A 23,790-nucleotide genomic window follows, 5' to 3' on the forward strand; every position below is an offset into this window, starting at 1 on the left:
GGCGTTACTGGAGGCGTTCGAGGACGGTGGCGTTGGCGAGTCCGCCCGCCTCGCACATGGTCTGCAGCCCGAACCGTGCCCCGCGCTGCTCCATGGCGTTCACCAGCGTGGTCATGAGCCGCACGCCGCTGGCCCCCAGCGGATGTCCGAGCGCGATCGCGCCGCCGTGCACGTTGACGCGGTCCAGGTCGGCTCCGGTCTCCGCTGCCCAGGCCAGAACCACCGGCGCAAAGGCCTCGTTGACCTCGAAGAGGTCGATGTCGGAGATGTCGAGGCCGCTGCGCTGCAGCACCTTACGCGTCGCGGGAATCACAGCGGTGAGCATCATCAGCGGGTCGTCGCCGACGACGGAGAAGCTGTGGAGCCGGGCCAGAGGCCGCAGTCCGAGGCGTCCCGCGATCTCGCTCGTGGTGATCATGAGCGCCGCACTGCCGTCCGACAGGGGACTGCTGTTGCCCGCGGTGATCGACCAGTCGATCTGCGGGAACCGCTCGCCGTAGACCTCGCTGCGGAATGCGGGTCGCAGGCCGGCGAGTGCGGCCGCCGTCGTGTCCGGCCGGATGGCCTCGTCGACGCTCAGTTCCGGGAGGACGGCGAGTTCCTTCGTGAAGTTCCCGGCAGTCGTTGCCGTCGCGGCCTTGTGGTGGCTGCGCAGCGCGAACTCGTCCAGTTGGGCACGTGAGAGCCCCCACCGGGCGGCGATGAGTTCGGCGCTGATGCCCTGCGGGACGAGGCCGTCGGGGTAGCGGCGTTCGAAGCCGACGCCCATCGATTCGCGTCCGATGCTGCTGGACCCCATCGGAACTCGGCTCATTGATTCGACACCGGCGGCGACGACGATGTCGTAGGCGCCCGACAGCACGCCCTGCGCGGCGAAGTGGACGGCCTGCTGGCTGCTGCCGCACTGCCGGTCGACGGTCGTGCCGGGGACGGATTCGGGGAATCCTGCGGCGAGAAGCGCACTGCGGGTGATGTTCTGGCTCTGGTCCCCGACCTGGGTGACGGTGCCGCCGATGACGTCGTCGATCAGTGCGGGATCGATTCCCGTGCGTTCGACGAGGGTCGACAGGCTGTGGGCGAGGAGGTCGACGGGATGCACCCCTTGCAGGGCGCCCGAGGGCTTGCCCTTGCCGATCGGCGTGCGGACGGCCTCGACGATGACGGCGTCTCTCATGGCTCTTCCTTTCGGTGCTGTGAGTACTTGTTAACCGCGGGCGGTTAATAAGTACTCACAGGGGTTTCCCCACCTGACTATTGATATCTATAGTCAGCAATGTACACCTGACTATGGTTTTGGCAAGTTAGGTGTGACAGACGCCTCGGATCGTCGGTTTGCGCTGCGAAGATCACGTCGCAGTCCTAGCGTGGGGCATGGCTGTTCTCACCCCCGGCTTCCACGGCAGACCCCGCAGCGAGCATGCTCTCCCGCCCGGCCAGTACGAGGTGGGAGACTTTCCGGTCCTCTCGGCCGGACCGACGCCCCGCGTCCCGACCGACACATGGACGCTGTCGGTGGCCGACGAGACCGGCCGCAGCCGCGAGTGGTCGTGGGCCGAATTCATGAAGCTGCCGCAGGAGTGGCCGACGGTCGACCTTCACTGCGTCACGCGATGGTCGAAGTTCGGAACCTCCTGGAAGGGCGTGTCCGTCGACACACTGTTCGCGGACGTCGAGACGTCCGCGGGATTCGTCCTCGTCGGATGCGACGGCGGCTACACCACGAACCTCCCCGTCTCGGACGTCCTGGGTGGCAAGGCCTGGATCGTGCACACCTACGAGGGCGCGCCGCTCGCGCCGGTGCACGGCGGTCCGGCCCGACTGCTCGTGCCGCATCTCTACCTCTGGAAGTCCGCCAAGTGGGTGCGGTCGATCCAGCTCGTCACTCAGGACGTCCCGGGCTTCTGGGAACAGCTCGGGTACCACGATCGCGGCGACCCGTGGCGGGAGCAGAGGTACCAGGGTGACCAGTGAGCTCATGGGCCGCGCCGTGCTCAGCTGGCGAGTAGCGGAACTCGTCGATTCGTGGCCCGAGACGGCGAGTGCGCGGACCCTGGTCCTCGAGGTCTCGGACTGGCCGGGGCATCGCGCCGGACAACACGTAGATCTCCGCCTCACCGGCCCCGACGGGTACACCACCGAGCGGAGCTACTCGCTGGCGGCGCCGGTCGAGCGATCCGTGGGCGGGTGGCGAATCCAGCTGGTCGTCCAGCGGGTGGCGGACGGCGAGGTGTCTCCCTATCTGACCGACGTGTTCGACGCCGGAAATCTGATCGAGGTGCGGGGGCCGATCGGTGGCTGGTTCGTGTGGTCGCCGCGCGAGGGTGGCGGCGCGCCGGTGCTTCTCGTCGCGGGTGGGTCGGGCATGGTCCCACTGATGTCGATGATTCGCGAGCGCCGGTTCCGCCACGACCGCACGCCGTTCCGGCTCGTGTACTCACTCCGGACGCGGGCCGACGAATTGTTCGCGGACGAGCTGAACCGGCCCGGGATCGGCGACGGGGGAGTCGAGACGTTCGTCCTCCACACCCGCGAGGACTCGCCGCGGCGCCCGGCGGGTCGGATCACTGCCGCCGACCTCGCGGCATGGGGATGGCCGGCGGACTTCGCGCCCCGCTGCTTCGTGTGCGGGCCCACCGGATTCGTCGAGGAGGCGGCTCGCCTGCTGCTCTCGCTCGGGCATTCGCCGGACGACATCAAGACCGAGCGGTTCGGTCCCTCGGGGCCGTGACCGGAGGAAGGATTTGTCGATGAGTACGTTGCAGGGCAACGACTTCGAGGACGGGAACGTTCTCGGCGGGCCGTTCGCGGAAATCTTCGTTCACGACCTGACCGCGGCGACCGGGCAGTGCCGGTTCTGCGGTCTCGACGGACCGATGGCGGCCGTGCACGTCTATACGCGAGCGCCCGGCGTCGTCGTGCGGTGCCCGGGGTGCCAGGAGGTGCTGCTGCGGCTGGTGTCGACGCCGCGTGGGCTCGAACTCGACGCCAGCGGGCTGTCGCACCTGTCCTGGCGATTGTGAGCACTGACTATGGAAATCGAAAGTCAGCTACGCTGAAGTGCATGGACGCGGCACGGTTGGACGGCTTTCTCGCAGACCGCGACACCTGGCGGGCCACGCACTGCTCGATCGGCAAGGCGATGGACGTGATCGGCACACGGTCGGCCGTCCTGATCCTGCGCGAGGCCTACTACGGCACCACGCGATTCGACGACTTCGCGAAACGGGTCGGGATCACCGAGGCCGTGGCGGCGTCTCGGCTGCGCGAGTTGACCGCCGAGGGCCTGTTCGAGCGGCAACCCTACAAAGAGCCCGGGCAGCGCACCCGCTACGAGTACGTGCTCACCGAGAAGGGCCACGACCTCCTGCCTGCCGTGCTCGCGCTGATGCAGTGGGGCGACAAATACCTTCAGGGCGGGTACGGACCGCCGATCGGACTGCGGGACGACGCCACCGGCGAACCCGTCCGCGTCGAGGTCCGCAGTCCGGGCCGGGAGGTGCCACTGGCGGAACTGCGGCTGACCCCCATGCGTCCCCGCCCGTGAGTACTTCTCAACCGCGGGCGGTTAACAAGTACTCACGGGTCAGAGCCAGAAGCGCATCAGACGGTTGCCGTACTGCGCGTAGATCTCCGGCACCCCGGACAGTTCGAACAGCCGGTAGATGAGGTCGAAGAACACCACGTTGATCGACGGCACGAACAGCAGCGCCACGAGGATCAGCAGTCCGTACGGTTTGAACTGGTCGACGGACCTGCGGGTGCGGGGCGGCAGGAACGGCTCGAGTGCGGCGTACCCGTCGAGTCCGGGGACCGGCAGGAGGTTGAGGACGGTCGCCATCACCTGCAGGAATGCGAGAAAGCTCAGGCCCGTCCAGAACACCAGGTGGTCGCCGCCGAGCCCGAACCAGCGGATCGCCACGAGGAGGACGATCGCCGACACCAGATTCACGGCGGGTCCGGCGAGTGACACCCGTGCCTGCACCTTCTGCGGAAACAGCCCGGTGCGCAGGTACACCGCACCGCCGGGCAAGCCGATCCCGCCGAGCGCGATGAACAGCACCGGCAGGCCGATCGACAGCAGTGGGTGGCTGTATTTCACCGGGTTGAGCGTGAGGTAGCCGCGCACCTCGACGTCGGTGTCGCCGTGCCGCCACGCCGTGTACGCGTGCGCGAACTCGTGCAGGCAGAGCGTCACCACCCATCCCGCGACCACCAGCAGGAACACCCCGACGTGGCCGAGGGCCGATTCCCGCTCGGCACGCCACGCGAGGACACCGCCGGCGACCGCGACCGCGACGACGAGCAGGAAGACCGGACTGGGACGGACAGCGGTGGTCCGCGCCCTGGGCAGGTTCATCGGACCAGCAGCCACTCTTGGTCGTGGCGGTAGAACGTCGAACGCTTGACGTCGCGAGGGTTCGGCACGCCGTCGCGGGTGAGGGCCGCGGCGGGTGAACCCAACTGCACGGCGCGGCCCTCGACCCAGCGGCGCGGCAGCCAGCGCCTGCGAGGTTCGACCGACGCGCGCAGGCCGGGCATCCGTGGGGTCGGGGTGACGTTCATGTTCGTCGTCGTCCCCGAGAACAGCCGGGTGTCGTCGACGTAGGCCTCGCCGACGAGCGGGCCGCCGTCCGGGCCCGTGACGGTGGCGCACCCGACGAGCGCGATCCCCGCGTCGTCGCGGATGAGGGGGACCGGTTTGGCCGTCCCCTTCAGCGCGGTGCGGGCGCCGCGGGCGCCGGCGGACAGGTGGTAGGCCTCCGTCGCCTCCGAACGGTGCTCCGCGACGTAGGCGAGTTCGATGTGCAGCCGTTCGGTGCGCATCAGCCGGGTCAGGGTGGCGGCGAGGGCGGCGTCGCTGCCCACCACGATCAGTCGCGGATCCGCGACCACCTGCAGCTTGGAGAAGACCTCGTCGAAGTCGTCCTTGTCCGGAACAGGGGGTGCGCTCGAGGCGGAAATGGAGCCCAGAGGTAGGGGAAGCGGCGCGTCGCCGCAAATGAGCACTACGGGGGTCAACGCCACTCCTCGCCCGGATGTCCCGCCGCGATTTCCGCAGCTTCCCTTTCGGATCATCCTAGTGGCACGCCCGAGTTGGCCTCCCCGGCCGTACTGTGGGGTCTGTTCTCCGCACCCTCGGCTAGACTGTTCCCCCGGCCACTGCCTACGAACGGCAGGACCACGCAGTCGGATACGACTGTACGTCGACCGTAGGAGACAACGTCATGCCGGCAATCGTCCTGATCGGCGCCCAGTGGGGCGACGAGGGCAAGGGCAAAGCGACCGATCTACTGGGCGGACGCCTGCAGTGGGTGGTGCGCTACCAGGGCGGTAACAACGCCGGACACACAGTGGTACTTCCGAACGGCGACAAGTTCGCACTGCATCTCATCCCGTCCGGAATCCTCACTCCGGGAGTCACGAACGTCATCGGAAACGGTGTCGTGGTGGACCCGGGAGTGCTGCTCACCGAACTCGCCGGACTCGACGAGCGGGGCGTGGACACCAGCCGCCTGCTGCTCTCGGCCGATGCGCACCTGATCATGCCGTACCACGTTGCCATCGACAAGGTCACCGAACGCTTCCTCGGGGCCAAGAAGATCGGCACCACCGGCCGCGGCATCGGGCCGTGCTACCAGGACAAACTCGCCCGTGTCGGCGTCCGCGTGCAGGACGTGCTGGACGAGAAGATCCTCACTCAGAAGGTCGAGGCGGCACTCGAGTTCAAGAACCAGGTGCTCGTCAAGATCTACAACCGCAAGGCCCTCGACCCGCAACAGGTCGTCGACGAGGTGCTCGAGCAGGCCGACGGTTTCAAGCACCGCATCGCGGACACGCGTCTGCAGCTCAACGAGGCGCTCGAGCGCGGCGAGACGGTGCTGCTCGAGGGTTCGCAGGGCACGCTCCTCGACGTCGACCACGGCACCTACCCGTACGTGACGTCGTCCAACCCGACGTCCGGTGGCGCAGCGGTCGGTTCGGGCATCGGACCCACCAAGATCACGACGGTGCTGGGCATTCTCAAGGCGTACACCACCCGCGTCGGCTCGGGCCCGTTCCCGACCGAATTGTTCGACCAGAACGGCGAATACCTCGCCAAGACCGGCGGCGAGGTGGGTGTCACCACCGGCCGTGCCCGGCGCACCGGATGGTTCGACGCCGTGATCGCCCGCTACGCAACGCGTGTCAACGGCATCACCGACTACTTCCTCACCAAGCTCGACGTGCTCAGCAGCCTCGACACCATCCCGATCTGCGTCGGCTACGACGTCGACGGTGTGCGGCACGACGAGATGCCCATGTCGCAGACCGACGTTCACCACGCGAAGCCGATCTACGAAGAAATGCCCGGCTGGTGGGAAGACATCTCCCACGCCCGGACGTTCGAGGAGCTTCCGAAGAACGCGCAGAACTACGTCCTGCGTCTCGAGGAACTGTCGGGTGCGTACATCTCCTGCATCGGCGTCGGCCCCGGCCGCGACGAGACCATCGTCCGCCGCGACGTGGTGCGGTAGTCCTCTCGTCTCGTTGTTTCGCTTTCCGTTGCCCGATGTCACCCCGGTTCCGTCAGATCGAACCGATGTGACGTCGGGCAACGTGTAGGTGGCGCGGCGACCTACAGGGTTGCGGGCAGGGACGGCGCGAGGCGTTCCAGCGTCGGCTTGCGCCCGTGCTCGATGTGAGCGAACGCACTGGCCTCGGCCAGTCTTCCGTTTCCGCTGCGAATTGCCTCGACGAGTTCCCGGTGCGCTGCACAGGACACTGCGGGATTGTGATGCCACGTCAGCCGGAACAACCAGTGGACCCGGCCCATCAGCGAGTTCATCACCGACACGAGTAGCTTGTTGTCGGACAGTTCGACGACATCCATGTGGAAACGCGCGTTGACCGCCGGAATCAGGAGGGGTTCGTCGTTTCCGATCAGTTCCTCCGTGCGCGCCATCGTCGACAGCAGCGCCTCCATGGATGCGCCCCGTGCGACGTTCTCGGCCGCGCATCGTGCCGCGTACGGTTCCAAGGCCAATCGCACGTCGAACAGTTCCTCGATGTCGCGTAACGACAGCTGAGTCACGACTGCGCCCCGCCGCGGCAGGATCTGAATGAATCCGTCCCATTCCAATTGCGGCAACGCCTCGCGGAGCGGAACCCTCGAGACGTCGAACTCCTGTGACAATTCGCGCTCCCGCAGGCGACTGCCGGGTGGGTACGCGCCCGAGATGATGCGCTCACGAATCACCGAATAGATCTGCTTCGGGAGTGGCACGTCCGACAGTCCGCCGGCCACGCCCGTGCCCAGAGGCGACGTCGTGGATTCCGTGACCCCGATCTCGCCGTTCAGGTTCACTGTCATGAACCGATCATGGCATACCAAGTTGAACCCGACCACCGGACGCGTTTCGCAACTCTGCTGGTCAAATGGATTAACCCGAATGTAACGCTCCACGCTTGGCGCTCGGGTTCCGCACTTGGTAGACCATATACATCCGGCCCGGCAGCGCAGTGTGGCGCAATTCGGTCGCCGCCCACTTCGTCGAAAGCTTCGGAACTACCCTCTCCATTCGGAAGGATTCCCGTGTCCACTGAACGAAAAATACTTGCTCGCAAGGGTTTCGGGTACGCGCTGATCGGCCTGGCAGTCACCTCCTCCTTGGTGGCATGTACCAGCGCGGCCAGGACCGATGCAGGTGGGGGACCGGGCGACCGTCCGGTCGTCCTGGCCTACCAGAATCAGATCTCCACGCTCGACCCCATCCGCGCCGATTACGCTCAGACGAACTTCGTCGACCAGGCGTTGTACGACACCCTGGTCACGTACGACGCCGACAACGAGATCGTCGGCCAGCTGGCGTCCGAGTTCGCCCCGTCGCCGGATGCGCGATCGATCCAGATGACCCTGCGCGCGGCGACCTTCCACGACGGTGCCCCCGTCACCGCCGAGGACGTCCGCTACACGCTCGATCGGACGGCGGCGCTGGGACAGGGCATTGCCGGTCAGATGACCGGATACCGGGGCGCCACGGTCACCGGCCCGCAGAGCCTGACGATCGAACTGACGGAACCGAACTCGCTGTTCCTGGGCGCTCTGTCGAAGATCTACATCCTCAACTCTGCCCTCGTGAAAGCCAACGAGGGGACCGACCGGGGCCAGGCCTATCTCGCAGGCCACGATGCCGGGTCCGGGCCCTACTTCCTGGCCGGCCCGGGCGGTGCCGACACGTACACGCTGACACGATTCGACGACTACTGGGCGGGCGACGAGGGGCGTCCGGTCTCACTCGTCTATCGACGAATCGACGAGAGCGCCACGCAGAGTGCGGAACTGAAGGCCGGCAACATCGACGTCTCGTTCGGGCTCACCAACGCCGACGCCGCGGCGCTGGACGGCTTCTCCGGCGTGACGGTGCAGAGTCAGCCGGTCAACCTGCAGGCGAACATCTTCTTCAACGTGATGAACGGGCCGACGGCGAACAAGGCCGTACGACAGGCCATCCAGATGGCGTACGACTACACCGGTGGCCTCGCGACGATTCGTGGTGGCAACGGCAGCATCGCCACCGGCCCGCTGCCCGGACAGTTCTCGTGCCGGCCGGAGATGCCCGCCTACGGGCAGGATCTTGAACAGGCGAAGAAGCTGCTGTCCGACGCCGGGATGTCCGACCTGACCCTCACCATGAAATTCCAGCCCGTCTTCAAGGAGCAGGAACGCGAAGCGACGCTGCTGCAGTCCAACCTCGCGCAGATCGGTGTCACGCTGGATCTCGAGCCCATCGCGTACGCGGACTATCTGTCGGCTCTGAAGTCGCCCGACTCGATTCCGCAGATGATGCTCGCCACCGACTTCGCGCAGTACCCGGATCCCGGAGTGATGCTGGTCAAGACGTACAAGTCGGACCAGGTCGGAACGAACAAATCCGGCTACAGCAATCCCACGGTGGACGCGTTGCTCGGCCGCGCGGCCGAAACCTCCGATGCCGGGGCGCGGTGTGACCTATACAAGCAGGCTCAGGAGGATATTCGCAACGACGCGGTGGCCGTCAACATGTACACCCTGGGGCAGACCACCGCTCACAGCAACAGGGTGACCGGTGTCGGTCCGGCGGTCGTGGGCAGCGGAGTCTGGGTTCCCGCGATCCGCGTGGCGTGAGGGAGTACGCGATGACGACACTCGACATGCCTCGCGCCCTACATCGCCTCGCGGCGCCGTCGGCGTTTCTCGGCCGCAAACTGGGCGCAGCGCTCCTCACCCTGGTCGGACTGGCCACCATCGTCTTCGCCATGACCAAGGTGATTCCCGGGGACGAAGCGCAGGTGGCCGCGGGGGAGAGCGCCACTCCGGAACAGGTGGAAGAGGTGCGTCGTCAGCTGGGTCTGGACAAGCCGGCGGCCGTGCAGTATTTCGACTACCTGGGCCGGATGCTCCACGGCGATCTGGGCACCTCGAGTTCGACCCGCCAGCCGGTGCTCGACGACGTTCTCGCGCGACTGCCCGGAACGCTCGAATTGGTCGTTCTCGCAATGATGCTCGCGGTAACCTTCGCGGTTCCGATGGCGACGATCGCGGCGGCGCGATCACGGGGAGGATTCGACAAGATCAGCCGCATCGGTGCGATCGTCGCATTCGGGCTTCCCGGTTTCTGGCTCGCGCTGATGTTGCAATGGGTGCTGGGCTCGTGGCTGCAGATCCTGCCGATCTCGGGACGTCTCTCGGTGGGCGTCGACGTCCCGCACCGAACGGGGATGACACTCGTCGACACCGCCCTCGCCGGAGACTTCGCCGCGTTCAGCAATGCGTTTCAGCATCTGATGCTGCCCGCGTTCGTGCTCGCCGTCGCCGTCGCCGCACAGATGTTCCGGGCTCTCCGTGCCGATCTCCTCCGGGTTCGGGGCCGCGATCACATGACCGTTGCCCGAGCGAAAGGTGTTCCTTCCCTGCGGTTGTGGACTCGGCACGCGCTTCCCAACGCGACCGGGCCGCTTCTGAACATCATCGGCATCGAGATCGGCATGCTTGTCGGTTCCGCGATCTTCGTCGAGTCCGTGTTCGGGTTGTCCGGGGTCGGCGATTACCTCTCCAATGCGGTGAGTCGCAAGGACATCACCGCAGTCATCGGCACCGTCACCGTCGTCGGCGTGATCGTCGTCGTCGCGAACTTCGTCGTGGACGTGCTCCAGCTGGCCCACGACCCCCGGCTGCGCACACCCGGAAAGGTGCAGTGAGTCCGATGAGTATTGCAGCAAACGTCACCGGTGTGGCCGCACTGGCAGGCCGATGGCGATCCGCCTCGATTCGCGGTCGTCGACGCCGATCGCGATGGGGACTGCTCGACACCGTGGTCGTCGGTGCTGTCGCCGTGATCGTGGTGCTCGCCGTCGTCGGTCCGTGGGTCGCACCCGAATCCGTCTACCGGTCGGACATCGCGAACGCCCTCGCCGCTCCGAGCAGTGAACACTGGCTGGGGACCGACGACCAGGGGCGAGACGTTCTGTGGCGCACGATCGCGGGCGCCCGGTCGTCGGTGCTGTCCGCCGTTCTGGTCGTCGCCGCGTACTCGCTGATCGGAACGGCACTCGCCACGATGGCCACTGTCGGTGGACGGTGGGTGGACGAAACCCTCATGCGAGTGACGGACATCGGGTTCGCTCTCCCCGGACTCGTCGTGGCACTGGGTATCGCCGCCGCGCTCGGTCCGAGCCTGAGCAGCGCACTGATCGCGATGATCGCCACCGGCTGGCCGTACACGGCGCGACTGTTGCGCGGCGTGATGCGCGAGACGATGGCGTCGCCGTTCGTGGACGGTGCGGTGGTGCTCGGGGTCAGTCGATGGCGCCTGATGACACGGCACGTGCTGCCGAACTCGCTCGACGTCATGACCGTCAAATGGGCGGGCGACATCGGCAATACCGTTCTGGTGCTCGCGGGTCTGTCGTTCATCGGTGTCGGTGCGCAGCCGCCCAGCGCGGAATGGGGCGCGGCCGTCGCCGGCGCGCGTGACTACCTGTCGACGGCCTGGTGGGCTGCGCTCGTGCCGGGCATCGCGATCGTCATCACGGCCGCGGCCTTCGGACTGCTCGGCGACATGCTGCACGAGCGGCGCGACCCCGCACGACGAGGAGCGTGATCGATCATGACGACAGAAATCGTTCAGCGCACCGCACTCCTCCAGATCTCCGGGCTGACCATCGACACGGAGCCGGGCGACACGTCCGTCCGGTTGGTGGACGGCGTGGATCTCACGGTTGCGGCGGGCGAGCGCGTGGCGCTGGTAGGCGAATCGGGTTCGGGAAAGTCGGTGACGGCACGCGCACTGATGCGGTTGGACGGCTCACTGACGATCGGCGGTTCGATTCGACTGGGCGACACGGAGATCCTCGCGCAGACCGAACGTCGCCTCAGCACGATCCGGGGCAGTCGCATCGGGATGGTGTTCCAGGACCCGATGGGCGCGCTCGACCCGCTGCAGTCGATCGGCGCACAGGTGAGTGAGCCACTGCGGCAACGCGGGATCAGGAAGAAGGACGCACTGCGGCGGGCCGCCGAGGTGTTGAGCGAACTCGGGGTCGCGCGTGCACACGAACGGCTCGGCGCCTATCCGCACGAATTCTCCGGGGGCATGCGGCAACGTGTAGTCCTCGCGATGGCCCTCATCGGGGAGCCGGAGATTCTGATCGCCGACGAACCGACGACGGCGCTCGATGTCCGAGTGCAACAGCAGGTGCTGAACCTGCTCGACGAGGTCACCCGGGAACGGGGACTCGGACTCCTGCTGATCACGCACGACCTCGGGGTCGTCGCCGGACTCGCCGACCGTGTCGCGGTGATGTACTCCGGGCGGATCGTGGAGGATCGGCCGGTCCGCGCACTGTTCGCGGACCCTCTGCACCCCTACACCGCAGGACTGCTGGCCGCGGTGCCGAGGCTGGATGTTCATCTCCCGAGGATGACCACCATTCCGGGTGCGCCTCCGTCACCGGCGCTACGGCCCCCCGGCTGTCCCTTCCACCCACGATGCCCTGTCGCGATGGAGCGCTGCGCGAGCGAAACCCCACCGACGATGGCGACCGCTGACGGTGGACGCCGCGCCTGCCATCTCGATCAAGGAAGTGGGAACTGATGAACGGAACACCTCTTCTCGATATCCGAGCTCTGAACAAGACTTTCGGTGGATCCCGCGGAAGCAAGGCGCTCGACGACGTATACCTGTCGGTGCCCGAGGGCGGGACGTTCGGACTGGTCGGCGAATCGGGTTCCGGCAAGTCCACGCTCGTCAAGTGCATCGTCCGGCGCGAGCGACCCGACTCCGGGGCCGTTACCTTCGACGGGCGTGACGTCCATGCGCTCCGCGGCGGGGACCTGCGCCGGTTTCGTCGCGACGTTCAGTTGGTCGCGCAGGACCCGTACGCCAGCCTGAACCCTCGGATGACGGTGGAGCAGATCGTCGGCGAGGGGCTCGTCGTCCACCGCCTGGCCCGTACCCGCGCGGACCGGCGTGCGCGGGTCGCGCAGACCCTGATCGAGGTGGGTCTCGACCCGGATGCGATGGGTCGATTGCCGGCCACGTTCTCCGGTGGGCAGCGGCAGCGTATCGCCATCGCGCGCGCCCTGATCCTTCGCCCGAGGTTGCTCGTGTGCGACGAACCGGTATCGGCCCTGGACGTCTCGGTACAGGCACAGGTGATCAATCTGCTGACGTCCCTGCACGAGGACCTCGGGGTGACGATCTTGTTCATCGCGCACGATCTCGCGATCGTGCAGCAACTCTGTTCTCGGGTGGCGGTTCTTCGGTCCGGCGTGGTGGTGGAGGAAGGGCCCACCCGACAGGTGTTCTCCACTCCACGTCACCGATACACACGCGAACTACTCGAGGCGGTGCCGATCCCGGACCCGGTTGCGGCCCGCGCCGGGCGAACCATCCCCGGCGGCGTCCTGACTCTGCCGTGAGGGCCGTCGAGCCCCGGCCTTTCATCTCATCGATCATCCCTGACGGAAGTAGGTAGATATGCGAATTGGTGTAGACGGACGCAAGATTCCCGAGAGCCGTGCTCGGGGTCCCGTGAGCAGCCTCGAACACGCCGACGAACTCGGTATGGCCGGCTTGTTCTTCCGGACGGTGCTCGATATGAGCCCGGCCCTGGATGCCGGCGAATTGCGCGACATCCGATCCAAGGCAGACGAACTGGGGATGTATCTGGAGACCGGTCTGGGCAAGGTCAATCCCTATGCGAACCCGGAGGCGCCGGAGCTGCGCGCCGTCGGCGACGGCGATATCGTCCTCGGCTTCCGCCGGATGATGGAAGCGTGCGCCGCCATCGATTGCCGTGAGCTGTGGGTGGCCACCGCGAACTACAAGTCGGTGTACAGCGGCCGCTGGGCATACGACCGCTTCCGCACCGACGTGACGTGGACGGAACAGCTGGACGCAACGGCGCGTTTTCTCGGAACACTGGCTCCGATCGCACGAGACCTCGGAATCCACCTCAACCTGGAAACACACGAGGAGATCACGTCGTTCGAACTCGTCCGGCTGGTGGAGGCGGTCGGCTCGGATGTGGTGGGGGTCGTGTTCGACACCGCGAACGTGCTCCAACGCCTCGAACATCCTGTCTGGGCGGCCGAACGGCTGGCGCCGTACGTGCGTCAGACGCACATCAAGGACGCCGCGATCACCTACACGGAGGGCGGTCTCGCCTACCAGATGCGCCCGTGCGGCACCGGCGTCGTCGACTTCCATCGCATTCTGCCGATACTCGCGGCGGCGAATCCGGCTCTCAATCTGACGATCGAGAACGACGAGTCGCTCGACGACCTGCCCCGTCCCCGGCGGACGATGCTCATCGAGGCGTTCGATCCCGAATTCCTCGACGGCCATCCCGATCTGACGGTCCAGGAGATGGCGGCGTACCTGGACATGGTGCAGTCGTACGACCGGCAGCTCCGGTCGGGCGAACGGATCGACAACGCCGCCTACGCCGCGCAGCCGTACGGCTATGCGGAGACGGTGTCGTACATCAGGTCCAGTGCGGATCACGTGCGAAGCGTGTGCGCGGAATACGATCTTCCCGTCGAATCGATCACGAAGGCAGGCGATCTCGCGGAGTCGGCGCGGTGACCATCGGCGACGGCGTCGGCACGGTTGTCCGGGAACTCGGTGCGTGCGCGCGTGCGCTGGGCGAGGAATCGACCCCGCGGGAGACCATCCGCACGGCGTCGGGTCTCGGTCTGCGGCACGTGGAGTTCGCTTCGCCTTTCGTGATTTCGCCCGCACTCGATCCGACCGCCTTCCGGGCACTCGCCGATTACGGACGTTCACTCGGTGTTCGGCTGAGCTGCGCGCTGGGAATGGTATCCGCAGGGCATGCCGAACGGACCACACGATTCCGCGAGGCGGGTCGGGGCGATCTGGTTGCGGGACTGAGCAAGGCGTTGAGGGCGATCGGGGAACTCGACACCGACTACGTCCAGATCGTCGTGGGTACGCTGGACGACCGCTATGACGCGTCGGTCGGGTGGCCGGAGCAACTCGACGCCACGGCGCAGTTGTATCGGAACCTTGCCCCGGTGCTCACCGACCTGAGTCTGAAACTCGCGGTCAAAACGCACGAGGAGATCACGTCACACGAAATCCTCGCGCTCGTCGACGCCGTCGGCTCCGATCATCTGGCGGTGGCGCTCGACCCGGTCAATCTGCCGGTGAGAGGCGAGGATCCGGAGCTGGCGACCGCCCGGCTCGCACCGCACGTCGGCCGGATTCACTACGACGACGCGTGGATCACCTTCACCGGTCGCGGTCTCGCACGACGGTTGTGCCCGGGCGGTCAGGGCGACATCGACTGGGGAGCGATCTTCCGTATCCTCGACGGCGCAGGCTCCAGCGCGCCGGTCCTCGTCGACCTGCACCGCGGAGAGTTCGAGATGCCGGTGTGTGACGAACGGTGGCTTCTGCAGAACAGCGACGTCTCGCTGAGAGAACTCTCGATCCTGTCGTCCAGGGCGCGGCCCGACCGGCCTCCGGTGACGGCCACGGCGCCGCGACTGCAGGCTGCGCTGTCCGAACTGGCAACGATGACGCGCGGGACGGCGGCATGAGCGCGGTGTTGTTGTACGGAGCCACGATCGTGACAGTGGACCGTGAACGCCGGATCATCGACGACGGCGCCGTCCTGATCGACGGTGGCCTCATCAGCGTGGTCGGTGACAGCGAGGCGCTCCTCTCCGTCACGGATCGGTCCGTCCGCCGAATCGATTGCCGGGGCAAACTGGTGATTCCCGGGCTCGTCGACGCCCACGGACACGCCGGCCACTCGCTGATCAAGACGCTGGGATGTGACAGCCCGACATTCTGGATGCGAACCGTCACACCTGCGTACTTCCACGCGACGACACCGGAGTACTGGTATCACGACGGACTGGTGTCCGCGCTCGAACGCGTTCGCGCCGGAGTGACGTGCGGCGTCAGCGTCATGGGATCCCGCCCCCGCAGTGACGATCCCGAGATCTCGCTGGCTCACGCGCGCGCCTACCGAGAGGTCGGAATACGCGACGTGGTGTGTGTCGGGCCGGCGGGTTTGCCGCTGCCCCATCCGGTCACGGACTGGTCCGGCGGAGTTCCCCGGCGACGCGAGGTCGGATTCGACGAGATGCTGTCCGGCGCGGAATCGGTGATCGAGACGGTCGACGGCTACGAGGGCGATCTCACGTCTGTGTTCCTGACACCCTTCACGATCGTCCCCTCGGTCGATCCGTCCCATCCGTCGCGACCCGACGTTGCCACCAATCTCACCGAAGGCGATCGCTACCAGGCGCGCCGGATCAGGGAAGCAGCGGAGCGCTGGGGTGTCCGCATCCACTCGGATGCGTTCGGTGGCATGGTGCGGCTCGCGGCGAAGGACCGGGAGTATGCGCTCCTCGGGCCGGACGTCCACCTGCAACATTGCACGGGCTTGTCTGCCGAGGAGGTCGCGATCCTGGCGGAGACCGGGACGTCCGTGGGGCATGCGCCGGGAGGACGTGCGCCGGTTCCTCAGATGCTGCAGGCAGGCATCACCGTTGCGGTCACCACCGACGGGTCGTCGCCGCGGCATCCGTTCGACCTCCTGCAGGCCGCGCGCGCCGTGCAGGCCGCCAATCAGCTTCTCGCCGACGATCCCTACCTGCTGCCACCGGGCCGTTTGCTCGAGATGATCACGATCGATGCGGCCGCGGTCCTCGGGATGTCCGGTGTCATCGGATCCATCGAAGTGGGCAAACGCGCCGATCTCGCGATTCTCGACATGCGCAAGCCGCATCTCGTACCCAACTGGATGCCGGTGCACCGCCTCGTCTACGAGGCGACCGGAGCCGACGTGCACACGGTGATCGTCGGGGGAACGGTCGTCATGGAAGACCGCACCGTGTGCGGCGTCGACGAGACGGCAGCACTGGACGAGGGAGACCGGCACGCCCGACTGCTCGTCGAACGTGCCGGCCTGGCGCACCACCTCACCGATCCCGGATGGCGAAGCAACAGGCGCGAATTCGACGAGCCGATCGGGGTGACCGTGCCATGACGGAACCGGTGGTCAGGATGACTGCGGCCCACGTCCTGGCCCATCGCGACGGCGATCACATTCTCGTCTCCGACGGGGAGATCGTCTATCGGGGCGCGCGGATTCTGCACGCGGGACGGGGATGGGACGGCCCGGTCGACGAGACGATCGACTGCGGCGACGCTCTGATCATGCCGGGATTCATCGACCTCGATGCGCTGGCAGACATCGATCACGCGCTGCTCGATTCCTGGGCGACACCCGATCTGGCACTCGGGCATCAGTGGTCGGCCGACTACTTCCGATCGCGGCGGCGCGACGTGTTCGACGTACCCGAGCGTGCCGTCATCCGCGAATATGCTCTGTCGCAGCTTCTTCGGCACGGCGTCACCACCTTCATGCCGATCGCCTCCGAGACCCACAGCAGTTGGGCGGAGACCTGTGACGACATGGTCGAGGTCGCGCGGATCGCGGAGCGTCTCGGAATTCGTGGATATCTCGGCCCCGCCTACCGGTCCGGCGTCAACGTCGTCGACGGTGGACGCCGGACAGTGCTGTTCGACGAGGAACGAGGCCGAGCCGGGCTCCGAGATGCCGAGCGCTTTCTCGACTATGCCGCCGACCACGGCGGCGATCTCGTACACGGCGCTCTCCTGCCCTGCAGGATCGAGACCCTGACAAGGGAACTGATGGCAGCGACCGCACAGCTGGCGCTTGCCCGCGACGCCGTGGTGCGACTGCACTGCATGCAGGGTGGGGTGGAGTTGGCGCTGCTCGACGAGTGGTACGGGATGCGCCCCGTCGAACTCCTCGAAGCGTCCGGACTCCTGGCGACGCGTCTGCTGGTGCCCCACGGCATTCATCTCGGCGCGCCGGGCGGTGGCGGGCGGCAGGCCGACCTGCGCCGACTCGCCGAGGCGGGTGTCACCATCGTGCATTGCCCGATGACATCCATTCGGTACGGAGCCGTGCTGGACTCGTACGACCGGTATCGAACGGCCGGTGTCCACATCGCCCTGGGAACCGACTCATTCCCCCCGGACCTCGTCCGCGGCATCGACTACGGCACCCATCTCGCCAAACTTGCCGACAGGTCACTCGCGGCGGGTGCCACAGCCGACTACCTCCGTTCGGCGACGCTCGGCGGTGCTCGTGCCCTCGGCAGAACCGATCTGGGCCGCCTGCAGCCCGGAGCGAGTGCCGACTTCATCGTGGTCGATCTCGCCGACTTCGCCATGGGGGTACGCGACGATCCGCTCCGCACCCTCACGATGAACGGATCGGCCCGCGACGTCCGCCGGACGGTGGTCGCAGGCCGCACCGTCATGGTCGACGGCGTCGTCCTCGGTGCCGACCAGTCGCGGCTGCAGGCTCGCGCGCAGGCCCTGTTCGAACGCATGAGGGCGGCATACAGCGAACGCGACCACCGACGCAGACCACCGGCCGAACTGTTCCCTCCGACCTTCCCCGACATCACGAAAACCACGACACCGAAGAGGTATTCGCATGATCAATCCTGAGCGCTCCCACCTCGTCGAAGGCAGTCACTGGGTCAGCCCGTTCAACTTCGACGCCACCGTCCAGGCGCAGTTCGACTGGCCTTCACCGTTCGCGCTGATCGACAGCACCCTGCGGAAGACGCTTTTCACCGCGGGCGCAACGACGTCGATGGACGGATTCGTCCGGATCGCGGCGGCGCTCGGTGCGGCGGGAATCCGGGAGGAAAGCATCAACATCAACTGGGGTGGCGGAGCGTCACCGCTGCCGCGCGAAGCGGCGCTCGTTCGTGCCGTCGCCGCCCGGGACTTCGGATTCCGGCTCAATGTGTACGCCGACACCCTGCTGTCGGACGGAGAGAACTACCAGCAGGTCGGCATGAAGGAAACCGTCGATCAACTGCACGAATGGGGAGTGCGCACGTTCGCGCCGGGCATCGTCCCGGCGCCCTCGGCCCCCGCCCGGTCACGTCAGTACCGCGATCTCGAGAAGTTCTTCGAGTACGTGCGTGAGCTGGGTGGCGACGCCACAATCACGCTCGCCAACGTGGGCCGCCGCGACTTCGACGATCTGGTGGCAGCCTGCAACGTCGCCGTCGCGCTCGGTGCGCGGCGTCTCGATCTGATGGACTCGACCAGCAGTCTCGGCCCCGAAGCGATGAAACTGTTCGTCCGGACGTTCCGGGAGCGCCTGGTCGAGGACGTGCCGATCACCATGCATGTGCACGACGACTTCGGCCTCGGCACCGCCACGGCCGTCGCGGCCGCGACGGCAGGCGCGAGCCCGGACGTGTCGGTGTCCGGAATGTCCTACCGTGCCGGCTTCGCCGCGCTCGAGGAGGTGGTTCTCGGTCTCGAAGTTCTCTACGGCGTCGACACGGGGATCCACGTCGAACAGCTGACGCCCCTGGCGCAACTCGTGGCGTCGGAAAGTTCGGTGAGCCTGCCGCCCCTCAAGCCGGTGGTCGGAGGATATGCCCACCTCAAGCACATGCCCGGTGACGTCATCGCTGCGATCACCGGGGGACCGGACGTGTTCCCGCCCGTCTCGTCGTGCGTGAGCCCCGCAGTGGTGGGAGGTCGGCAGGAGTGGGTGTGGGACAGCCTGACCACTGCTCGGATGGCGGAGGTGCTGCTGCAGTCGCTCGGACTCGATGCGGACGCGGAGGAGATCGCGTTCGTCCGCAGCTCGCTGGACGACGCAGTGGCCGCGGTGACGTCCTATCCGCGGTGGTTGAGCGCCGGGGACGCGTCCCGCGTGGCGGAGGAAAGCCTCGCACTCTATCGGCGCGCGAGCGCACATGCCTGACATTGCCGTCGTGACGCTCAACGCCCTGGACGAGTCCGCTCTGGAGAAAGAACTATTGATCTGCACGCCGTCGCGGACCTGGGCAACCGCGGTGCTGTCCGCACGCCCCTACGTCGACCGTGCGGACCTGCTTGCTGCGGCCGGGGAAGCGTGGAATTCCATGACGTCCGAGGACGTCGCGATGGCACTGGAGAGCTATCTTCCGCTTTCGGACCCACCAGACTCGGCCCATGCCGCAGCCGAGCACTGTGCACTCGTCGCCAGCTCGGCCGGGAGACTCGCCGTGCTGCGTGAGAGGGAGTCCCGGTATCGCGCTCGGTTCGGCTTTCCCGTGGTCATCGCGGCGAAGGGGCTCACTCTCGACCGGATCCTGGCGGATATCGACGAAAGGGTGACCAACGGCCGGCCCGACGAGTTGGTGGTTGCACAACGCCACATGGCGGCAATCGGAGAGGGGAGGCTCGCGACGTTGATCGCGAAGTGTGAAGAGGACGGGTGAACTGCGATACATTCGGGCCGATGATCACGACTGTCGAAGCGAGCACTCGGACACCTCCCGGTCGGTGGTACGACAGCTTCCACGCAGCGGCCGCCGTTCTCGAAGCGTTCGGATGTGCCCCGTCGGACGCCGGCAGGTGTGTGGCGGTGGTGGCGACGGATCTCGGTGTCTGGGTGTTCGAGGGTGATCCGAGGTCGACGGTGGACGCGTTCATCCATGCCGTGGAGCGGGCGATCATCGCCGGCGGGCAAGCGTTCGTGCTGGGATGCGCCGCTGTGAGCGGGACGGATCAGCGGGTCGTGCGGACGCTTCGGGTTCCCGACGGGGACAGGATGGCCGCGGCCGCCGCGATGGCGCGCGAACTCGTCGCCGATATGCAGGAGCCGATCAGAACAGCACCGGGTCGTCGAAACCGGGAGTGTGCTCGAGGGCCAGCAGTTCACGTTTGGTGAGCGTGCCGCCACCGGCGGAGAAGCCGCCCACCTGACCGCCGGCGGCGAGGACTCGGTGGCACGGGATCACGACCGGCAGCGGGTTGCGGCCCAGCGCTTGACCGACGGCCTGCGCGGCGCCCGGCTTGCCGAGTTCCGCGGCGATGTCGCCGTAGGTGAGGGTGGTGCCCGGGTCGATCGCGCGGGTGATGTCGTATACGTGGCAGTCGAATTCGGGGACCCCCTCGAAGTCGAGGTCGATCCACCGCAGATCGTCGAGTGCGCCGCCGAGATGTTCACGTATTCCGTCGATGGCCCGCTGGATGGGCGCAGGAGGCTGGTGCTCCACCGCGTCCGGGAAACAGTGTTCGAGACGCTGCCGCGTGGATTCGGGTGAACCTTCGGGTAATTGCACACCCACGATCCCCGCGGCCCGCCACGCGATGGCGCAGGTGCCGAGGGCGGTGTCGAACAGGGCGATTCCTGTGGTCACCCGCCCAGTATGCCTCCGACCTCCGACACATACCGTCCGTGAACCGCGGTCGGCGGAAGTTCGATCAGAGGCCGCGGCCGCCGGAGCCCTGACGTCTCGAATCAGGCCAGTCCGGATCTTCTGGACTGCTCGACTGGTCGGGAAAGATGCCGCCGAGGGGTGCGCCGATCCGGAACTGCTCCAGGCGAAATAGACCTTTACCTCCCTCTTTGGGGCCGAAATGTGCGACCGACGCGGCCAGGAGGGCTATGCACAGGAGCGTGATCAGTGTCGTCATGGATCCGAGCTTCGCGAGAACTGGCTTGGAGTTGAATAGCCAAGGGGTTGATACTGGACTGCATGATGACTCGTGTACTCGGAGCACGCTCCCTGGCCAGAGACCTCGGCAACTGGCAGGACGACAGTGGCCGCCGCTCGGCGGCGCGACCCGCCTACCGGGCACTGGCCGAGAGCATCCGCCTGCTCGTGCACGACGGCCGCATCCCGCTGGGTGTCGCGTTGCCGAGTGAACGCGAACTGGCGTCGGTGCTGGAGTTGAGCCGGACCACGATCACGTCGTCGTATTCGGTGCTCCGGGACGAGGGGTATCTCATCAGCAGGCAGGGGTCGCGCAGCACGGTCGCGCTGCCGCTCGGGGCGCGGCAGAACGGGCTGATGTTCCGGGCACACCAGCCCGGGTCCGACGGTGCGGTGGTCGACCTCAGTTACGCCGCGATGGCCGCTCCCGCCGAAGCGGTCGAACAGGCCTACGCCTATGCGTTGCAATCACTTCCGCAGTTCCTTCCGACTCACGGAATGGAGCCGGTGGGCATCGGCGCGTTGCGGGACGTGATCGCGGCCCGCTACCGGGCGCGGGGACTCGAGACCTCGCCCGAGCAGATCATGGTCACGTCCGGTGCCCAGCACGCGCTGCGGCTGCTCCTCAACGTGCTGACGGCGCCGGGGGAGCGGGTGCTGGTCGATCACCCCACGTACCCCAACGCGCTGGAGGCGATCCGCAGGGTCGGTGCGCGTCCGGTCCCCGTTCCCGTGCGGCCGGAAGGTGGCGCGTCGGGGGCGTGGGATCTCGACGGAATCCGCAGCGCCGCCCGGCAGACCGCGGCCCGGATGGCGTACCTGATTCCGGACTTCCACAACCCCACCGGGCTGTGCCTGGACGCGTCCGGGCGGGCCGAACTGGCGCGGATCGCGCGCGACACCCGCATGACCCTGGTGGTGGACGAGACGATGGTCGACCTGTGGCTCGACGAGCCGTCACCGGGTCCGGTCGCGGCGTACGGCAAGGGAGCGGCGAAGTCGGAGGTCGTGACGATCGGGTCGGCGGCCAAGTCGTTCTGGGGTGGGCTGCGCGTCGGCTGGATTCGTGCGGATCCGGCGCTGATCACCCGGCTCGCCGGGGCGCGAGCGGCGGTCGATCTGGGGACACCGGTGATGGACCAGCTCGCGGCGGCGCATCTGCTGTCCGACGACGACCTCGTTCTCACGCGTCGCCGTGCGGAGCTGCGGGAACAGCGGGGCGCGATGCTCGACGCGCTCGCCGACCGCCTCCCGGACTGGATCCCGACCATCGGTTCGGGAGGGATGTCGCTGTGGCTGCGGATGCCCGCGCCGGTCTCGACGGCACTGGCGGCGACGGCCCCCAACTTCGGGGTGCTGCTGGCGGCGGGACCGCGGTTCGGGGTGGAGGGCGCGTTCGAGCGGTTCGTCCGGCTCCCGTACGCGCGGACGTCCGACGAGTTGCGCCGCGGCGTCGACGGCATCGCGGCGGCGTACGAGACGCTGGCCGTCGACCGTGAGCTCGCGGAACCGTCCCTCGTCGTCTGAGCACGTGAGTGGCAAAGCGTGCTCGAGCACGCTTTGCCACTCACCTGGGGGTCAGGCCCAGACGGTGTCGATGTCGACGCCCTCGCGGGCCGGCGGGGTGGGAGCGCCGGCGGGGGTGCGGGAGAACCGGGGCGCCGGGGCGTGCTGGGTGACGCCGTCGAGGTCGATCAGCGACCCGCGGGCGGCGATGTGCTCGTTGGACGGCGCCTCCTCGAACGTCAGCACCGGGGACACGCAGGCGTCGGTGCCGAGGAAAATGGCAGCCCACTCGTCGCGCGTCTTCGACAGGAACTTCTCGGCGAAGACCTTCTTCATCTGCGGCCACGCCGACACGTCCATCTGCTGCGGCAGTTCGGCGGGGTCGAGTTCGAGGCCCCGCAACAGCAAGGCGTAGAACTGCGGCTCGATCGAGCCCACGGCCATGTACTTGCCGTCGGACGTCTCGTAGGTGTCGTAGAACGGCGCACCGGTGTCGAGCAGGTTGACGCCCCGCTCGTCGGACCAGACGCCGCGGCCGCGGAACGCCCACATCATGTGCGACAGGGCCAGCGCGCCGTCGACCATCGCCGCATCCACGACCTGCCCCTTGCCGGACGACTGGCGTTCCACCAGCGCCGACAGGATCCCGAAGATCAGGAACATCGAACCGCCGCCGAAGTCGCCGACCATGTTCAGCGGCGGCACCGGACGCTCACCCTTGCGGCCGATGGCGTGCAGGACGCCGGTCAGCGAGATGTAGTTGATGTCGTGGCCCGCGTTGCTGGCGAGTGGGCCCTCCTGGCCCCAGCCGGTCATCCGTCCGTACACGAGTCGCTCGTTGCGCTCCAGGCAGACGTCCGGGCCCAGTCCCATGCGCTCGGTGACCCCGGGCCGGAAGCCTTCGATCACGACGTCGGCGCGCTCGATGAGCCCGAGCACCTTCTCGACCTGCGCGGGGTCCTTCAGGTTGGCCTCGACGACGCGGCGACCGCGCTGGATCTGGTCGTACGGACCGTCCGGCGGGATCACTCCGGGCCGCTGGACGCAGACCACGTCGGCGCCGAGATCGGCCAGGAGGGCGGCGGCGTGCGGGCCCGGTCCGAGGCCTGCGAATTCGACGACGCGAATGCCCGCGAGGGGGCCCTTCTTCTCTGAAACTGGAGCAGACACGCGAGTTCCTCATTCCGGTGCGAGACGACCTGTCGAATCGACGTTAACTTGCGGTCGCCGGGCCG

At 67.2% G+C, this 23,790-nt stretch carries 24 protein-coding genes; 17 read left to right on the forward strand and 7 right to left on the reverse strand.

Features of this window, described 5'->3' with window-relative positions:
* Positions 1–4: 4 nt before the first annotated feature.
* On the reverse strand, positions 5–1,174 hold the full coding sequence (locus JWS14_RS30365; RefSeq protein WP_095861273.1) for a thiolase family protein: 1,170 nt from the start codon (positions 1,172–1,174) through the stop codon (positions 5–7).
* Positions 1,175–1,371: 197 nt separating this feature from the next.
* On the opposite strand from JWS14_RS30365, the gene JWS14_RS30370 reads away from it, so the two are divergent.
* Genes JWS14_RS30370 through JWS14_RS30385 form a run of 4 tightly spaced genes read left to right on the forward strand, consistent with a single transcriptional unit; the run spans position 1,372 to position 3,544 of the window.
* Positions 1,372–1,971 carry a molybdopterin-dependent oxidoreductase gene (locus JWS14_RS30370; protein ID WP_095861272.1) on the forward strand — a complete coding sequence of 200 codons (600 nt, stop codon included), beginning with the start codon at positions 1,372–1,374 and terminating at the stop codon, positions 1,969–1,971.
* Positions 1,961–2,728: a ferredoxin reductase gene (locus JWS14_RS30375; RefSeq protein ID WP_095861271.1), complete on the forward strand. Its 768-nt coding sequence runs from the start codon at positions 1,961–1,963 to the stop codon at positions 2,726–2,728. The genes JWS14_RS30370 and JWS14_RS30375 overlap by 11 nt, the downstream gene beginning before the upstream one ends.
* A gap of 19 nt (positions 2,729–2,747) precedes the next feature.
* Entirely contained in the window at positions 2,748–3,020 is a 273-nt protein-coding gene (locus tag JWS14_RS30380; protein ID WP_037243613.1) for a DUF6510 family protein, read from the forward strand.
* A gap of 41 nt (positions 3,021–3,061) precedes the next feature.
* The gene (locus tag JWS14_RS30385) at positions 3,062–3,544 is read left to right on the forward strand and encodes a winged helix-turn-helix transcriptional regulator (protein ID WP_095861270.1); all 483 of its coding nucleotides are present in this window, start codon (positions 3,062–3,064) and stop codon (positions 3,542–3,544) included.
* 39 nt (positions 3,545–3,583) lie between these two features.
* Here the strand turns inward: JWS14_RS30385 and JWS14_RS30390 are convergent, their stop codons facing one another.
* Both JWS14_RS30390 and JWS14_RS30395 read right to left on the reverse strand, forming a co-directional pair.
* Positions 3,584–4,357, reverse strand: a complete 774-nt coding sequence (locus JWS14_RS30390) for a site-2 protease family protein (protein WP_095861269.1) — start codon at positions 4,355–4,357, stop codon at positions 3,584–3,586.
* Complete coding sequence (locus tag JWS14_RS30395; RefSeq protein WP_241031698.1) at positions 4,354–5,007, reverse strand: hypothetical protein; 654 nt, start codon at positions 5,005–5,007, stop codon at positions 4,354–4,356. The genes JWS14_RS30390 and JWS14_RS30395 overlap by 4 nt, the downstream gene beginning before the upstream one ends.
* A gap of 218 nt (positions 5,008–5,225) precedes the next feature.
* Here JWS14_RS30395 and JWS14_RS30400 point away from each other — a divergent pair, with 218 nt between their 5' ends.
* Positions 5,226–6,515: an adenylosuccinate synthase gene (locus JWS14_RS30400; RefSeq protein ID WP_072937353.1), complete on the forward strand. Its 1,290-nt coding sequence runs from the start codon at positions 5,226–5,228 to the stop codon at positions 6,513–6,515.
* Positions 6,516–6,616: 101 nt separating this feature from the next.
* Here the strand turns inward: JWS14_RS30400 and JWS14_RS30405 are convergent, their stop codons facing one another.
* A complete protein-coding gene (locus tag JWS14_RS30405) occupies positions 6,617–7,351 on the reverse strand; it encodes a GntR family transcriptional regulator (protein ID WP_241031514.1) in 735 nt (244 codons plus the stop codon).
* Between the two features lie 222 nt (positions 7,352–7,573).
* On the opposite strand from JWS14_RS30405, the gene JWS14_RS30410 reads away from it, so the two are divergent.
* From JWS14_RS30410 to JWS14_RS30460, 11 genes are read left to right on the forward strand one after another with little or no spacing between them, the layout of a single operon-like run.
* Positions 7,574–9,145, forward strand: coding sequence for an ABC transporter substrate-binding protein (locus tag JWS14_RS30410; protein WP_072937352.1), 1,572 nt, complete (start codon positions 7,574–7,576; stop codon positions 9,143–9,145).
* An 11-nt stretch (positions 9,146–9,156) separates the two neighbouring features.
* The gene (locus JWS14_RS30415; RefSeq protein ID WP_095861267.1) at positions 9,157–10,218 is read left to right on the forward strand and encodes an ABC transporter permease; all 1,062 of its coding nucleotides are present in this window, start codon (positions 9,157–9,159) and stop codon (positions 10,216–10,218) included.
* 5 nt (positions 10,219–10,223) lie between these two features.
* Positions 10,224–11,120 (forward strand): ABC transporter permease, encoded by an 897-nt coding sequence (locus JWS14_RS30420; RefSeq protein ID WP_095861266.1) that lies wholly within the window; start codon positions 10,224–10,226, stop codon positions 11,118–11,120.
* A 6-nt stretch (positions 11,121–11,126) separates the two neighbouring features.
* A complete protein-coding gene (locus JWS14_RS30425) occupies positions 11,127–12,113 on the forward strand; it encodes an ABC transporter ATP-binding protein (protein ID WP_072937350.1) in 987 nt (328 codons plus the stop codon).
* On the forward strand, positions 12,113–12,940 hold the full coding sequence (locus JWS14_RS30430; protein WP_072937349.1) for an ATP-binding cassette domain-containing protein: 828 nt from the start codon (positions 12,113–12,115) through the stop codon (positions 12,938–12,940). Before JWS14_RS30425 ends, JWS14_RS30430 begins: the two co-directional genes overlap by 1 nt.
* 58 nt (positions 12,941–12,998) lie before the next feature.
* Positions 12,999–14,108 carry a sugar phosphate isomerase/epimerase family protein gene (locus JWS14_RS30435; RefSeq protein ID WP_095861265.1) on the forward strand — a complete coding sequence of 370 codons (1,110 nt, stop codon included), beginning with the start codon at positions 12,999–13,001 and terminating at the stop codon, positions 14,106–14,108.
* The gene (locus JWS14_RS30440; protein ID WP_179377547.1) at positions 14,105–15,085 is read left to right on the forward strand and encodes a sugar phosphate isomerase/epimerase family protein; all 981 of its coding nucleotides are present in this window, start codon (positions 14,105–14,107) and stop codon (positions 15,083–15,085) included. The genes JWS14_RS30435 and JWS14_RS30440 overlap by 4 nt, the downstream gene beginning before the upstream one ends.
* Positions 15,086–15,114: 29 nt before the next feature.
* A complete protein-coding gene (locus JWS14_RS30445) occupies positions 15,115–16,545 on the forward strand; it encodes an amidohydrolase family protein (RefSeq protein ID WP_241031515.1) in 1,431 nt (476 codons plus the stop codon).
* A gap of 17 nt (positions 16,546–16,562) precedes the next feature.
* Complete coding sequence (locus JWS14_RS30450; protein WP_095861437.1) at positions 16,563–18,044, forward strand: chlorohydrolase family protein; 1,482 nt, start codon at positions 16,563–16,565, stop codon at positions 18,042–18,044.
* Positions 18,031–19,329, forward strand: coding sequence for a hypothetical protein (locus tag JWS14_RS30455; protein WP_095861262.1), 1,299 nt, complete (start codon positions 18,031–18,033; stop codon positions 19,327–19,329). The genes JWS14_RS30450 and JWS14_RS30455 overlap by 14 nt, the downstream gene beginning before the upstream one ends.
* The gene (locus JWS14_RS30460; RefSeq protein WP_072937343.1) at positions 19,322–19,828 is read left to right on the forward strand and encodes a 2-oxo-4-hydroxy-4-carboxy-5-ureidoimidazoline decarboxylase; all 507 of its coding nucleotides are present in this window, start codon (positions 19,322–19,324) and stop codon (positions 19,826–19,828) included. The genes JWS14_RS30455 and JWS14_RS30460 overlap by 8 nt, the downstream gene beginning before the upstream one ends.
* Before the next feature lie 387 nt (positions 19,829–20,215).
* Here JWS14_RS30460 and JWS14_RS30465 read toward each other — a convergent pair whose 3' ends face one another.
* The gene (locus JWS14_RS30465; protein WP_095861261.1) at positions 20,216–20,752 is read right to left on the reverse strand and encodes a methylated-DNA--[protein]-cysteine S-methyltransferase; all 537 of its coding nucleotides are present in this window, start codon (positions 20,750–20,752) and stop codon (positions 20,216–20,218) included.
* Between the two features lie 64 nt (positions 20,753–20,816).
* Positions 20,817–21,029: a hypothetical protein gene (locus JWS14_RS30470; RefSeq protein WP_241031516.1), complete on the reverse strand. Its 213-nt coding sequence runs from the start codon at positions 21,027–21,029 to the stop codon at positions 20,817–20,819.
* A 62-nt stretch (positions 21,030–21,091) separates the two neighbouring features.
* Here JWS14_RS30470 and yczR point away from each other — a divergent pair, with 62 nt between their 5' ends.
* Complete coding sequence (yczR, locus tag JWS14_RS30475; RefSeq protein WP_095861260.1) at positions 21,092–22,576, forward strand: MocR-like transcription factor YczR; 1,485 nt, start codon at positions 21,092–21,094, stop codon at positions 22,574–22,576.
* A gap of 51 nt (positions 22,577–22,627) precedes the next feature.
* On the opposite strand, the gene JWS14_RS30480 is transcribed toward yczR, so the two are convergent.
* Complete coding sequence (locus tag JWS14_RS30480; protein ID WP_072937340.1) at positions 22,628–23,725, reverse strand: CaiB/BaiF CoA transferase family protein; 1,098 nt, start codon at positions 23,723–23,725, stop codon at positions 22,628–22,630.
* Between the last annotated feature and the right edge of the window lie 65 nt (positions 23,726–23,790).

This window comes from Rhodococcus koreensis (assembly GCF_017068375.1).
GTDB lineage: Bacteria > Actinomycetota > Actinomycetes > Mycobacteriales > Mycobacteriaceae > Rhodococcus_F > Rhodococcus_F koreensis.